Origin of the sequence: Gordonia sp. PS3 (assembly GCF_041950545.1) — a bacterium.
GTDB classification, from domain to species: domain Bacteria; phylum Actinomycetota; class Actinomycetes; order Mycobacteriales; family Mycobacteriaceae; genus Gordonia; species Gordonia sihwensis.
In genome coordinates this window covers 1,728,762-1,742,638 of the sequence record NZ_CP169524.1, presented here as the reverse complement: position 1 = coordinate 1,742,638, position 13,877 = coordinate 1,728,762, and the positions used below count along the sequence as shown (strand labels likewise).

Sequence of the window (13,877 nt, the reverse complement as noted above, 5' to 3'; positions counted from 1 at the left end):
TGAAATACAGGTTACGCGGCTACCGGTCAGTCGAGGGCGCCGCGAACGGCGGCCTTGACCAACTGCGTATGCAGCGTCACCGACAGTGCCGCCATCTCACGGACCAGTTCCTCGGCACGGTCGCGCGCACCGGTGCCCTTGCCCTTCGCGATGGGGCCGGCGATCTGTGCGACCAACCCGGCCTCGCGGTCGGCACTGACCTTGAACGCACGCAGGTGGCGCGTCTCGAGCCCGAAGTTGGCCAGCGCCGCAGCAGCCTCCACCAGGCGCACGGCGTCCTCGTCGAAGAAGCCGCCGGGGCCCGCAGAGAGGAGTCCGTTGCGCACGAGTTCGGAGATGAACGCCGAGTCGACGCCGGTCCGTTCGATGAGCGTCTCCCGATCCACCCGGCCGCCGCGCGAGCTGAAATCAGTCGCCGGGGCCACCGCACTGCGCGCCGACGACAGCAGTCGCGGGCCCGCGCCGCCGGCGGCCGCGTCGATCTCGTCGAGCTGCTCGCGGATCACCTTCAACGGCAGATACCGATCACGCTGAGCGGTGAGCACGAACCGCAGCCGCTCGCAGTCCTGATCGCTGAATCGGCGATAACCGGACGGCGCACGATCGGGAGTCACCAGACCCTCGGTTTCGAGGAACCGAATCTTCGAGATCGTGACGTCGGGGAACTCTTCTCGCAGCACCGCGAGCACAGCACCGATCGACATCGTGCGGTCGCTCGCGGCGGACGCGCGCGCAGCAGACGAGGTCACGACTGCGTGGCACCTGCCTCACCGGCGCGCGGGCCGGACAGGAACACCAGACGGAACTTGCCGATCTGCACTTCGTCCCCGCTCGTGAGGGTCGCGGTGTCGACCGGCTCGCGGTTGACGTAGGTGCCGTTCAGGCTGCCCACATCGACCACCTGGAAGTCGTCGCCGTTGCTCCGGAACTCGGCGTGCCTGCGGCTCACCGTCACGTCATCGAGGAAGATGTCGCTGTCGGGGTGACGGCCGGCCGACGTGGTCGGCTGGTCGAGCAGGAACCGCGACCCTGCGTTCGGTCCCCGCTTCACGACCAGCAGCGCCGTTCCCGGCGACAGCCGCTCGACACCGGTATCGGCCGGCTCGTTCGACGCCGCGGGGGCGTCTACTTCCTTGATGAAGTCCTCGCGGAAGACCGAAGTCGTCTCCACGGGCGCTTCAAAGCCGTTGTCGTTACCGCTCACCACATCTCCTTCATCGTCAACGCACCCCGCCGTGACTCAAGACTCGCGACGCCCCCTGGTGGGGCATGCCGCAGGTCAGCCGAGGTACCTGCGCGAACTCCAATTGTCCGGGGGTACCGCACCTTTGGGCTCACTCGCTGTTACACATGCATCGGACCATCTCGTCGTTGAGATGTGCGTCTGCGAGGCAGGAACCTTCTTAAGTGAACCTACCGTCTTTGTCCGAACGCCGCCCGGGGTCGGGGACGTTTGGCGTACTGGAAATCATATCGACCCGGTCCGCGGTGCGGGCACGAGTCGCCTCCGGAAAGCCCGGTCGTCAGCCAGCGGTCAGCCGCTGATAACCGCCCGGTAGCCTTCCGCGTCGAGCAGACCGGCGAGGATCTGGTCCAGGTCGGCGTCGTCGCCGACCGTGATCTCGACCAGCCAGCCGTCCTCGTACGGGGACGAATTGACCAGCTCGGGAGCACCGTCGAGAGCCTCGTTGGCAGCGGCGACGGTACCGTCGAGCGGACCGAAGATGTCCGAGACGCTCTTGGTCGATTCGACCTCGGCGAACGACTCGCCCGTCTCGACGTCCGAGTCCACCTCGGGAAGCTGAACGAAGACCACGTCGCCGAGCGCGTCCTGCGCGAAATCGGTGATCCCCACTCGGACGGTCTTGTCACCGACCTTGCGGATCCACTCGTGCTCGTCGGTGTAACGCAGCTCTGCGGGGATCTTGGTGTCGCTCACGTTTGCGGCCTCTCTCAGGAACTGTCGGAAGACTTGGACTCACCCTCGCCCGCCGCTCCGTTGCGGCCGCGAGGCGCTCCATGACTTTATCGTGACGAGCCGCCGGATCGCGCATCAGCCCGACCGAGCGAGCGATGCGTGATCAGCCTGTGACCGACCTGGGCGGCATCGTCCGCACCACGGCGACGGTCTGAATCCAGTACAGGACCAGCGACCACAGATACAGGCCGACGCCCCAGATCAGGAAGGCCCAGCCGATCGGATGGCACACCGTGCCCACCACACCGTCGATCTGACCGGCGAGAAGCCACGGGAAGGCGCTCATCAGCGCGAAGGTGGCGGCCTTGCCGACGTAGAGGGTCGGCAGGGCCGTCACGCCCCTCGATTTGAGCAGCGGCGCCGTGGCGAAGAGCAGCAGATCGCGGCCGACGATCAGTCCGATGAGCCACCAGGGAACGAAGTCGCGGATACCGAAGCAGATCGGGATCACGATCACGTACAGGCGATCCGCCGCCGGATCGAGCAGCGCGCCGAGCTCAGACGACTGTCCGAGCCAGCGCGCGAGCTTCCCGTCGAGCCAGTCGGTGAGGCCCGAGACGAAGAGCACCGCGAAAGCCCAGGCGGCCGACTCCTCCACGAGCAGCAGCCAGATGAAGACCGGGATCAGGAGCAGACGCAGCACGCTGAGCGCATTGGGCACCGTCCACACGGCGTCACTCCGTTCGGCTCGCGGTGCCTCGCGCGAGTCCTGCGGCCGCGGCCGAGTCATCGGAAGATGCCGACGATGCCCTGAATCGCCTGCGCACCGGCGGATGCGAAGTGATTCTCGTGAACCAGGTAGGTCCAGGTCATCGTCGAGCGATGCAGTCCTTCCAAGCCGAGGTCGACGCCGTCGGCGGTGATGCGGGCGTCCACGAAGGTCTTGCGCGCCGCCTCCATCGCCTCGTCGGCGAGCTTGGCGAACTCGGCGAAGATCAGCTTGTGGAACTCCTCGAGCGGGCTCTGCGCGCCCAATGCCCGCAGGTGGATGCTGGCCTGCACGTCAGCGATGTACGCGAGGTGATCGGCCCACGCGCGGTCGAGGTGGTACAGCACGATCTGCCGCGCGGCCTCCGCCAGGACCTCGTCGTCGACGTCCGCCGACAGGCTCTCGTACCGCTCGGGTTCGGACTCCTTGAGGTCGGTCAGGGCTTGATCGGTGGTCAGTACCGCCATCCGCCGCCGGACGATCGCGTTGCGCTGCTCGTTGACCTGCTTGTTGTACTCCCACGTGTTGCTGTGGAGTTGCAGCATCGCGCCTTCGGCGATCTTCTGGGCGTTCTCGACGCTCTCGACTCCCTTGGCTCCCATCGACCCGTCCGAGGAGATCGGCTGCTGCTCACGCTGGTGCGTGAGGTTCTTGGTGACGAGCGGATCCTCCAGGCTCGAGAAGAAGACCGATCGGCCGGGATCGCCCTGCCGCCCCGCACGGCCGCGCAGCTGGTTGTCGAGCCGCTCGGTGTCGTAGCGTCCGGTGCCGACCACGCAGAGTCCGCCGAGCTCGATCACCTCCTCGCGGGCGGCCTCGTCACCGCTGGAGCCGCCGAGCCGGATGTCGGTGCCGCGGCCGGCCATCTGCGTGGAGACCGTGACGGCGGATCTACGGCCCGCCTCGGCGATGATCGCCGCCTCTTCGGCGTCGTTCTTCGCATTGAGCACCACCGACGGAACTCCCGCCCGCTCCAGGAAGTACGCGAGCTCCTCCGACTGCGCCACGTCGTGCGTGCCGATCAGGATCGGCTGTCCGGTCGCGTGGATCTCGGAGACGAACTCGACGACCGCCTCCACCTTGTGCGCCTTGGTGTCGTAGACGCGATCGGGCTCGTCGACGCGGATGTTGGGGGCGTTCGGCGGAATCTGCGATACCTGCAGATCGTAGAACTGCCGGAACTGCTCACCCGCCGCGATCGCCGTGCCGGTCATGCCCGCGACGCGCGGGTACCGGCCGATCAGCGCCTGGACGGTGATCGTGTCGATCACCTCGCCCGCCTGGGTGGGGTTGAGGCCCTCCTTGTACTCCACCGCGGCCTGGACACCGTCCGGCCAGCGCTGCAGCCGAGCCACTCGGCCGCGGGAGGCGTTGATCAGATGCACGCCGCCGTCGCGCACGATGTAATCGACGTCGCGTTCGAGCAGGTAGTAGGCGTAGAGCGCGACGTTCACGTGCACCAACGTGCTCGAGACATGTTCCTCGTCGTAGAGGTTGATGCCGCCGAGCGTGGACTCGACGAACTGGGCGCCCTCCTCGGTCAGCGAGACGTTCTTACCGTCCTGGTCGAGTTCGTAGTGCTTCGACTTGAGGTGGGACACCACCTCGTGGATCGCCTTGTTCGGGATCTCCGCGTCGGTCGAGCCGGCGAGGATGAGCGGAACCAATGCCTCGTCGACCAGCACCGAATCGGCCTCGTCGACGATCACCACGTCGGGTTCGGGTGCGACGAGTTCGTCCGCGTGCAGCGCGAGGTGGTCGCGCAGGACGTCGAACCCGATCTCGTTGACCGAGGCGTAGGTGACGTCGGCGTCGTACGCCGCCTGCCGCTCCTCGCGGGTGGAGTGCTCGTTGATCGAGGCGACCGAGATCCCGAAGACGTCGTACAGCGGCTTCATCCACTTCGCGTCACGATCGGCGAGATAGTCGTTGACCGAGACCACGTGCACCTGATGACCGTCGAGCGCGTAGCCGATCGCCGCGATGGCGCCCGCGAGGGTCTTGCCCTCGCCGGTCGCCATCTCGACGACGTCGCCCTCGAGCATGCGCAGCGCACCCTGCAACTGCACGTCGAAGGGCTTCATGTCGAGCTTGCGGTCGCCGGCTTCGCGCACCAGCGCCAGGAACTTCGCGCGGTCGCCGACCACCGACATGTCGAGTTCGGCTGCGGCGCCCGCGAACTCACCGTCCCCGAGCCCCGCGGCCCACTCGTCGTGTTCAGCGGACTCCTCGATCATCGTCAGCGACTGCGACTGGTTGCGAGAGGTCTGCGCACCCAGCATGCGCCACATCGCGTTGGTGAGTCTTCCCACGTGCTTCCTGTTCCTCGAACTCCGGACTGCAGAGACCTCGGTGCGCGTCGCGACGCCGGGGTCGATCGTGATCTACCGTACGCGGCGCTGCGCTACCGTGGCGCACATGATCATCGGACGCCGGACGCGTTGGCGGGTGCTGGCAGCTATGGGCGCGATCGTCGCCGGTACGTCGATTCTGGCGGGCTGCGGGGACCGTTCGTCCACGCCCGACGCCGACCCCGCAGAGCTGGTCGGGAAGACGTATCTGTCCACGGAGGTCCAGGGCCCGCAGATTCCGGGCGGAGGACCGCTGCTGCTCGCCTTCGGCAAGGGCACCATCAGTGCGAATGCCGGATGCAACGGGCACGGCGGCGCCGTCGCGTTCACCGGCGGCGTGCTCACGACCGGGAATCTGGTCGGCACGATGATGGCGTGTCCGCCGCCACGCGACGGCGCCGACCGATGGGTCACGGACCTGTTCGGCTCACCCCTGTCGTGGCATCTGGACGGTACGACGCTCACTCTGCAACGCGGCGATCGGAAGGTGATGCTCGCCGAACGGCGCGAGCGTCCCGTCGTCGGCACCCGATGGCGGGTCAGCGCGCTCGTCACCGACGCCGCGGTCTCGACCTCTGCCGCACTCGAGAACAGCAAGCCGTACTTCGAGATCGCGGGCGACGGCGCGTTCGCGGGCAGCACGGGCTGCAACAGGATGACCGGGCGGGCGCGCGTCGACGGAGACCGGATCCACCTGTCGCCGATCGCGACCACCCGCCGGGCGTGCGATCCGGAGACCGCGGACGTCGAGCGCACGGTGCTCGCAGCGCTCCGGGACGAGGTGATCGTGGAGGTCGACGGCGACGAGATGCGGCTGACCAACGCGGCGAACCGTGCCGTCGGGCTGCGGCTGACGGCGTCGGGCATCGCGTAGCGCGTCCTGTCGGCGGTCCGCGGCCGCGGCCCCTACACTGCGTCTATGCCGAAGAAGAGCGGGCGGCCGCCCAAGCTGCCGAAGGACATCTACGAGGCCGAGCTGTTCCGCCTGCAGACCGAACTCGTGACCCTGCAGGAGTGGGTGCGGGCCACCGGAGCCCGCGTGGTGGTGGTCTTCGAGGGCCGGGACGCCGCAGGCAAGGGCGGAGCGATCAAACGCATCAGCGAGTACCTGAGCCCGCGGATCTGCCGGGTGGCGGCGCTGCCCGCACCCACCGATCGGGAACGGGGACAGTGGTACTACCAGCGATACGTCGCACATCTGCCCGCGCCCGGTGAGATCGTCCTCTTCGACCGCTCCTGGTACAACCGCGCCGGTGTCGAGAAGGTGATGGGCTTCTGCACGCCCGAAGAGCACACCCGGTTCCTCCGGCAGACACCGATCTTCGAGCAGATGCTCATCGACGACGGGATCATCCTCCGCAAGTACTGGTTCTCGGTGTCGAATGAGGAACAGCTCCGCCGATTCCGCGCCCGCCGCGACGATCCGGTGCGCCAGTGGAAGCTGAGTCCGATGGATCTCGAGTCGGTGTACCGCTGGGAGGAGTACTCCCGGGCCAAGGACGAGATGATGGTGCACACCGACACCTCGAGCAGTCCGTGGTACGTGGTCGAGTCCGACCAGAAGCGCAACGCCCGGCTCAATATGATCTCCCACCTGCTCTCCACCATCGACTACGAACCCGTCCAGCGGGCAGAGGTGAAGCTGCCCAAGAAGCCGATCGAGTCGGGCAACTATCATCGGCCGCCGCGGTCGTTGTCGAAGTTCGTGCCCGATCACGTGGCCGCTCTCATCGGCGACCGGGAGTCCTGATTCCGCCGTGTCCGTCCTGAACCTCCTCGCGTCCCGGCTGCCGGTCGGAGCGCGCGAGGTGGTGTACCTGGTGAGCGTCGCCGGCTTTCCCAATGTCGGCGACGAACTCATCGCCGAGGCCTGGCTCCGGCATCTGGCGGCGCGGCGACCGGCCGCGGTGGTCGTGGTCGATTCGCCTCGGCCCGGGCAGGCGGCGCTGCTTCTCCAGCACGCCAATCCCGCCGCCGTGTTCGTCGACACGCTGTGGCGCCGGGTCTTCGCACCGGGCGACGGCCACCGCTCCGATCCGGTCGACGACCTGCATCGGTCCGCCGGCTACGATCCCGGGGCCCGACTGCTGCTGCGGGCGGGGACCGTCCACATCGTCGGCGGCGGCTTCCTCAACGGCCTGTGGCCGCATCACCTCGCGCTGGTCTCCGCCGTCGCCGCGGTGACGCGGTCCACCGGCGGACGGGCGGTGGCCAGCGGTGCCGGTCTGACACCGGGTTTCGCAGGTCCCGACGCCGAGGATTTCCGCGGTGCCGTCGACGGCTTCGACGTCTTCGACGTTCGCGACGCGCCCAGCGCGGAGTACCTCGGGCCGGTCCGCGGTGCATCGTTCACCGGCGACGACGCGTGGCTGTCGGCCACGGTGGCCCGCCCCGAACCCGGCCCGCCGGAAGAGGCGGGCGTGGTGGTGTGCGCACAGGGCGATCTGACCGACGACTTCTCGTGGCGCGGTGACCGCGGCGTGACCGCAGTAGCGCGATTCATCGAGGCGACGCTCGACGAATGGGCTGTCGCCGGCCCCGAGGTGGTGATCGCCGAGTGCAATCCCGGCATCGACGCGGTGGTCGCGAACCGCCTGGGCGCCCGGCTCGATGGCGCCGAGCGGCTGTCGTTCCAGCAGGTCTGGGCGTCGGGGCTGCCCACGGGCCGGGGACGGACGTGGGTGTCGACTCGTTTCCACCCGCACCTGATCGCGGCTTCGGCCGGAGATTCGGGCGTCGCGGTGATCGCCAAGCCCGACTACTACGGCACCAAGCACGCCTCGCTGTCGGAGGCCGGTTCGGCGTGGACCGTCGTCGGTCCGGACTGCGACGTTCCCCCGCGGCCCTGCGCCGGCGGCTTCTCCCCCGCCGCCGTGGCCACGAATCGGTCTCGCAAGGCCGCGCTGGCGCACCGGCTGTACCCGCCGGGAACCGGCTTGCGCTGATCGGAAGATGCCGTAGAGTCGGCAACCCTATGTGGATAGGTTCTCTCGAATTCGATTTCCTGCTCGGCGACGTTCACTCGTTGAAGGGCAAACGCTCCGTCATCCGGCCGTTGATCGCCGAGATCCGCCGGCGGTACGACGTCTCGGTGGCCGAGGTGGATCATCGAGACGTCCACCGGCGGACCCTCATCGGGGTCGCGGCGGTCAGCGGCGACGCCGCGCACGTCACCGAGGTGCTCGACGCCGTCGAACGGTTCGGCGCCGCCCGGCCCGAGGTGGAACTCCTGTCGGTCCGTCGCCGGATGGTCTCGACCGACGACCTGTGAACCGTCCGCCCGGTGACGCTGTGGGCCGGTGACCCGGTCGCGTTCAGTCCGATGCGACGCAGAATTGATTGCCGTCCGGATCGGCCAGCGTGGTCCAGGCGAACCCGTCGCCCATGCTGCGCTCCGCCACCAGGGTCGCACCGGCGGCGATGAGACGCTCCACCTCCGCGGTCCTGTCGTCGGCACGCAGATCGAGGTGGATCCGGTTCTTGCCGGGGGTGGGGTCGGCGACCTTCTGGAAGGCGATCATCGGTCGGCCCGCCCCCAGCGCAACCGTCACGAACCAGCCCTCGTTCTCCTCCGCGATCTCGCCGCCGAGCGCCTCCGCCGCTGGTCAGCGGCCGAATCCCGCATCGCGCAGCGCCTGCGCCATCGATCCGCCGGCCGGCCGGTCGTCCCGCCGGGAACCGCCCCGGCCCTGACCGGCAGCGCCGCGCGGGCCGCCTCCGCGGCCCTTTCCGCCCCGGTTGTCGTTGCTGCCCCGGTTGTCGCTGCCCCGGTTCTCGCCGCCCCCGCGTCTGCGACCACCGCCGCGCGGACCGGCGTCGACCTCGTCGTTCAGTCGCAGCGACAAACCGATCCGCTGCCGGTCGACGTCCACCTCGAGCACTTTCACCTTCACGATCTGGCCCGAGCGAACCACCTCGTGCGGGTCGGAGACGTACCGGTCGGCCATCGCCGAGACGTGGACGAGTCCGTCCTGGTGCACGCCCACGTCCACGAAGGCACCGAATGCCGCGACATTCGTGACGACGCCTTCGAGCACCATGCCGGGCCGCAGATCGGACACCTTCTCGACTCCGCTCGCGAAGGTCGCGGTGGTGAACGCCGGCCGCGGGTCGCGGCCGGGCTTCTCCAGTTCGGCGAGGATGTCGGTGACGGTGGGGACACCGAACGTGTCGTCGGCGAACTCCGCGGGCTTGAGGGTGCGCAGCGTCGTGCTGTCACCGATGAGCTCGGTGAGTTCGCGACCGCTGCGGTCGAGGATCTTGCGCACCACCGGGTACGCCTCCGGATGCACGCCGGAGGCGTCCAGCGGATCGTCGCCGCCGCGGATGCGCAGGAAGCCGGCGCACTGCTCGAACGCCTTCGGCCCCAGACGGGGGACGTCGAGCAGACCGGTCCGGCTTCGGAACGCACCCGTCCGGTCTCGGTGAGCCACGATTCCGGCGGCGAGTGTGGGGGTGATCCCCGAGACGCGCGAGAGCAACGGAACCGACGCGGTGTTGAGATCGACGCCGACGGCGTTCACCGCATCCTCCACGACCGCGTCGAGGCTGCGCGCGAGGTTGGTCGCCGAGACGTCGTGTTGGTACTGACCCACGCCGATCGACTTGGGATCGATCTTGACCAGCTCGGCCAGCGGATCCTGGAGGCGACGCGCGATGGAGACCGCGCCGCGGATCGAGACGTCGAGCTGCGGGAGCTCCTGGGAGGCGTACTCGGACGCGGAGTACACCGATGCGCCCGCCTCCGACACGACGGCCTTGACCGGCGGCCGGGCGCCGGACTTCTTGATGTCCGAGAGCAGCTCGCCCGCGAGCTGATCGGTCTCGCGCGAGGCCGTTCCGTTGCCGATCGCGATCAGTTCCACCCCGTGGCGCGCGATCAGCGCGGCCAGCGTGGCTTTGGCCTGATCCCATTGCTGCTGCGGCTTGTGCGGGAAGATCGCGCAGTGGTCCACCACCTTGCCGGTCGCGTCGACCACCGCCACCTTCACGCCGGTCCGGTACCCGGGATCGAGGCCGAGAGTGGTGCGCGTCCCGGCGGGAGCCGCCAGGAGCAGATCCTTGAGATTGGTCGCGAAGACGGCGACCGCGTCGTCCTCGGCCCGGCTCCGGAGCTTCATCCGCGCGTCGATCGTCGCGGTGATCATGAGCTTGGTCCGCCACGCCCAGCGAACCGTAGCGGTGAGCCAGTCGGTGGCCGCACCCGGATGCGACTGGTCGACGCCCAGGGTCGCTGCGACCATCGCCTGGTACAGCTCGTCGTCGCCACCGTCGAAGGTCAGGCTCAGGACCTCCTCCTTCTCGCCGCGCAATACGGCGAGCACGCGGTGGGACGGCATCGCGTCGAGCGGTTCGGCGAAGTCGAAGTAGTCGCGGAACTTCTGCGCGGCGGCATCGGTCTCGGCACCGGGCCGGACCTGAGTCCGGAGAGAGCCGTCGGCCCAGAACTTCTCGCGGACCGCACCGACGAGCTCGGCGTCCTCCGAAGCGCGCTCGATCAGGATGTGGCGTGCGCCGTCGAGAGCGGCGGCGGCATCGGCGACCTGCTCGCCGATGTAAGCGGCAGCGGCGTCGGCGGGAACCAGCGACGGATCGGCGAGCAACGCCTCGGCCAGCGGCTCAAGACCGGCCTCACGCGCGATCTGCGCCTTGGTTCGGCGCTTGGGCTTATACGGCAGGTAGATGTCCTCGACGCGCGCCTTCGTGTCGGCGGCCAGCAGCGATGCACGCAGTTCGTCGGTCAGCTTCCCCTGCTCGTCGATGGACGCGATGACGGCGGCCCGGCGCTCGTCGAGCTCGCGCAGATAGCGCAGTCGTTCGTCCAGCAGACGCAGCTGAGCATCGTCGAGACTGCCGGTGACCTCCTTGCGGTACCGGGCGATGAACGGGACGGTCGATCCTTCGTCCAGCAGCTTCACCGCCGCGCTGACCTGGCCTTCGCCGACGGAGAGCTCCTTGGCGATGCGGGCATTCACTGACTCGAGAGGCGCACTGTTGGTCACCGCATGCAGGCTACCGAAGGGTGGTGCCCGGGCCGCTGGCCGCCCGTGTCATAACCTGGCTGGCATGACCGAACCGACCCCGTTCGACAAGCTCGCGTTCACGTGGGAGGCGGCCTTCACCGCAGTCGACGCAGCCGAGGCGTCGCCGCGCGGAGCCGAACCCGGCGACATCGCATGGATGGAGACCATGCGTCCGCAACTGGAGAATCTGCGGCGGCGCAACGACGCGGGCGAGGACCTGGAAGCCGACTTCGACACCATGATGTGGGTGATGGCCAATACGCAGACGGCGATGCAGGTGCTGTCGCGCTATCGGACCACCCGCGAGGGCGCCGACAAACTCGCCGAGTTCGAGCGGCTGCGCGCGCAATCGCACACACTCGAGGCTCCGGACGACTGAGCGCCGCTCAGCACTCACGTTCCGGGTCCGGGGCGGCGACCGGGACCTCGGCGAACATTCCGAGCCGGCTGTCGCGCGCCAGCCCGGAGATCCCGTTCGACCGTCCGCGCTGCACGCGCACGGCTACCAGCGCCAGCACTCCGGCGATCACCGCCACCTGGATCACGCCGCCGCCGATGAGCGGCGCCCGCGGTCCGAACCATTCGGCGAGCAGACCGAGGAGCGGCGCGCCGATGGGTGTGCCGCCCATCAGCACCGTCATGTAGAGCGCCATCACCCGCCCGCGGACCTGCGGGTCGACGTGCATCTGCACGTACATGTTGGTCGCGGTGAGCGACAACAGCGCGGAGAGTCCCACGAGAGGCAGCACCAGGCCGTAGAGCAGCGGGGTCGGCACCGCACCCGACAGCACGTTGGCGACCGCGAAGACCAGCGCGGCGCTGACGACGAACCGCAGTCCGGGAGACGACTTCCGCCGCGCGGCCAGCAGCGCGCCGAGCAGCGATCCCGCGCCCGAGACGGTGCCGAGCAGACCGTACATCTCGGCGTCCAGGTGGAACTCGTTACGCACCATCAGCGCGTTCGTCATCTGGAAGTTCAGACCGAAGGTGCCGACGGCGAAACCCACGCCGAGGGCGATCAGCAGATCGGCGCGCGCGGCCACATACCGAACCCCCTCGCGCACCTGGCCCTTCGCCCGGCGCAGCGGTTCGGCCGGAACCAGTTCGTCCCTGTTCAGCAGCATCAAGGCGATCAGGAAGGCGAGATAGCTGACGCCGTTGCTGAGGATCGCCCACCCGCTGCCGAAGGCCGCGATGATGAGCCCTGCGACTCCCGGGCCGATGAGCCGCGCGGCGTTGAAGGCCGAACTGTTGAGCCCGATCGCGTTGGTGAGCCGTTCGGTTCCGACCATCTCCGAGACGAAGGCCTGGCGGGCGGGTGCGTCCAGCGCCGTACCCATCCCGAAGACGACGGCGAACACGTACACGTGCCAGGTCTGGGCCACGCCGGAGACCGCGAGGGCGCCGAGCACCAGCGCGCTCAGCGCCATCCAGCTCTGCGTGAACATCAGGAGTCTGCGCTTGTCGAAGCGGTCGGCGAGGACACCGCCGAAGGGTGAGAGGACGAGCGCCGGAACGAATTGGAGCGCCGTCGTGATGCCGACCGCCATCGCCGATCCGCCGGAGAGCTGCAGCACCAGCCAGTCCTGGGCCACCCGCTGCACCCACGTGCCGACGTTGGAGACCAGTGCGCCGGTCACATAGGTCCGGAAGTTCGGTACGGCGAGGGAGGCGAATGTCGACGACTGCCTCAGCTGCACGAACCCTCCTGGACTCCAGACTTCCGCAGTCCAACGTACGCCCTGTCCCCGCGCGTCTGCGCGGGCGATCGGTTCGCATTACCGTGGACGGCATGCGCGCAGTCATCATGCATTCGCCCGGAGACGTCAGCGTCGTCGATCGACCCGATCCCCGAATCGAACAGCCTACCGATGCGGTCATCCGTCTCGCCGCCACGTGCATCTGCGGCTCCGATCTGTGGCCCTATCGCGGTGCCAACGACGTCGACGAGGCGCCGATGGGCCACGAGTACGTCGGCTACGTCGAAGAGGTCGGACCCGAGGTACGCACCGTGAAGGTCGGTGACTTCGTGGTGGGTTCGTTCATGGCCTCGGACAACACCTGTGAGATCTGCGAGGCCGGCTACCAGTCCCGATGCGTCAACGTCCACCCGATGGGCGGGATCGGAACCCAGGCGCAGTACGCCCGCATCCCGTGGGCGGACGGAACGCTGGTCGCGACGCCGGCGCCGCCCGACGACGACCTGATCCCCTCGTACCTCGCGGCGTCCGACGTCCTGGGCACGGGCTGGTTCGCGGCGGACGCCGCTCAGGTCCGGCCGGGCAAGACCGTCGCCGTCGTCGGCGACGGTGCGGTGGGCCTGCTCGGCGTTCTATCGGCGCGGCAGATGGGAGCTGAGCGCATCATCGCGATGAGCAGACACGCCGACCGCCAGGAACTCGCCAGGCAGTTCGGTGCCACCGACATCGTCGCCGAGCGCGGCAAGGACGGCGTCGCGGCGGTCAAGGAACTGACCGGTGGACTCGGCGCGCACTCGGTGATCGAGGCCGTCGGAACCCAGGAGTCGATGATGCAGGCGATCCGATCGACCCGCCCGGGCGGCCACGTCGGCTTCGTCGGCGTCTCGCACGGCGTGGAACTGCCCGGCGACAGGCTCTTCTACTCGGCGGTGCATCTGCACGGCGGGCCCGCACCGGTCCGCCGGTATCTGCCCGATCTGATGCGCCGCATCGCGGCCCGAGAGATCGACCCCGGCCGCGTCTTCGATCTCTCACTGCCCCTCGAGGACGCGGCCCAGGGCTACCGCGCGATGGACCGGCGCGAAGCGATCAAGGTGATGCTCACCGTGTGAGCTG

13 protein-coding genes and 1 pseudogene are annotated in these 13,877 nt (G+C 68.7%); 6 read left to right on the top strand and 8 right to left on the bottom strand.

The window, feature by feature from the left end:
• Positions 1 to 26: 26 nt before the first annotated feature.
• The 5 genes from ACE11G_RS08065 to secA2 form a co-directional block, all read right to left on the bottom strand.
• On the bottom strand, positions 27 to 704 hold the full coding sequence (locus ACE11G_RS08065) for a MerR family transcriptional regulator (RefSeq protein ID WP_039866887.1): 678 nt from the start codon (positions 702 to 704) through the stop codon (positions 27 to 29).
• 41 nt (positions 705 to 745) lie between these two features.
• On the bottom strand, positions 746 to 1,207 hold the full coding sequence (gene garA, locus ACE11G_RS08060) for a glycogen accumulation regulator GarA (RefSeq protein ID WP_006895079.1): 462 nt from the start codon (positions 1,205 to 1,207) through the stop codon (positions 746 to 748).
• A gap of 327 nt (positions 1,208 to 1,534) precedes the next feature.
• A complete protein-coding gene (gene gcvH / locus ACE11G_RS08055; RefSeq protein WP_006895080.1) occupies positions 1,535 to 1,939 on the bottom strand; it encodes a glycine cleavage system protein GcvH in 405 nt (134 codons plus the stop codon).
• A gap of 142 nt (positions 1,940 to 2,081) precedes the next feature.
• Positions 2,082 to 2,708 carry a CDP-alcohol phosphatidyltransferase family protein gene (locus tag ACE11G_RS08050; protein ID WP_375004006.1) on the bottom strand — a complete coding sequence of 209 codons (627 nt, stop codon included), beginning with the start codon at positions 2,706 to 2,708 and terminating at the stop codon, positions 2,082 to 2,084.
• Complete coding sequence (gene secA2 / locus ACE11G_RS08045; protein ID WP_006895082.1) at positions 2,705 to 4,999, bottom strand: accessory Sec system translocase SecA2; 2,295 nt, start codon at positions 4,997 to 4,999, stop codon at positions 2,705 to 2,707. The genes ACE11G_RS08050 and secA2 overlap by 4 nt, the downstream gene beginning before the upstream one ends.
• A 106-nt stretch (positions 5,000 to 5,105) precedes the next feature.
• Between secA2 and ACE11G_RS08040 the strand changes: the two genes are divergently transcribed.
• Genes ACE11G_RS08040 through ACE11G_RS08025 form a run of 4 tightly spaced genes read left to right on the top strand, consistent with a single transcriptional unit; the run spans position 5,106 to position 8,309 of the window.
• Positions 5,106 to 5,912 carry an META domain-containing protein gene (locus tag ACE11G_RS08040; RefSeq protein WP_375004005.1) on the top strand — a complete coding sequence of 269 codons (807 nt, stop codon included), beginning with the start codon at positions 5,106 to 5,108 and terminating at the stop codon, positions 5,910 to 5,912.
• A 45-nt stretch (positions 5,913 to 5,957) separates the two neighbouring features.
• Entirely contained in the window at positions 5,958 to 6,788 is an 831-nt protein-coding gene (ppk2, locus tag ACE11G_RS08035; protein WP_006895084.1) for a polyphosphate kinase 2, read from the top strand.
• Between the two features lie 7 nt (positions 6,789 to 6,795).
• Positions 6,796 to 7,983 (top strand): polysaccharide pyruvyl transferase family protein, encoded by a 1,188-nt coding sequence (locus tag ACE11G_RS08030; RefSeq protein WP_375004004.1) that lies wholly within the window; start codon positions 6,796 to 6,798, stop codon positions 7,981 to 7,983.
• Positions 7,984 to 8,012: 29 nt separating this feature from the next.
• A complete protein-coding gene (locus ACE11G_RS08025) occupies positions 8,013 to 8,309 on the top strand; it encodes a DUF503 domain-containing protein (RefSeq protein WP_045537865.1) in 297 nt (98 codons plus the stop codon).
• A gap of 43 nt (positions 8,310 to 8,352) precedes the next feature.
• Here ACE11G_RS08025 and ACE11G_RS08020 read toward each other — a convergent pair.
• Both ACE11G_RS08020 and ACE11G_RS08015 read right to left on the bottom strand, forming a co-directional pair.
• Positions 8,353 to 8,637, bottom strand: a pseudogene (locus ACE11G_RS08020) (VOC family protein); the annotation flags it as partial.
• A 6-nt stretch (positions 8,638 to 8,643) separates the two neighbouring features.
• Entirely contained in the window at positions 8,644 to 11,049 is a 2,406-nt protein-coding gene (locus tag ACE11G_RS08015) for a Tex family protein (protein ID WP_375004112.1), read from the bottom strand.
• A gap of 55 nt (positions 11,050 to 11,104) precedes the next feature.
• Between ACE11G_RS08015 and ACE11G_RS08010 the strand changes: the two genes are divergently transcribed.
• Positions 11,105 to 11,440 carry a hypothetical protein gene (locus ACE11G_RS08010; protein ID WP_006895089.1) on the top strand — a complete coding sequence of 112 codons (336 nt, stop codon included), beginning with the start codon at positions 11,105 to 11,107 and terminating at the stop codon, positions 11,438 to 11,440.
• 7 nt (positions 11,441 to 11,447) lie between these two features.
• Here the strand turns inward: ACE11G_RS08010 and ACE11G_RS08005 are convergent, their stop codons facing one another.
• Positions 11,448 to 12,761, bottom strand: coding sequence for an MFS transporter (locus ACE11G_RS08005; protein WP_062367696.1), 1,314 nt, complete (start codon positions 12,759 to 12,761; stop codon positions 11,448 to 11,450).
• Between the two features lie 92 nt (positions 12,762 to 12,853).
• Here ACE11G_RS08005 and ACE11G_RS08000 point away from each other — a divergent pair, with 92 nt between their 5' ends.
• Entirely contained in the window at positions 12,854 to 13,873 is a 1,020-nt protein-coding gene (locus tag ACE11G_RS08000; protein ID WP_039866894.1) for a zinc-dependent alcohol dehydrogenase family protein, read from the top strand.
• Positions 13,874 to 13,877: the final 4 nt, after the last annotated feature.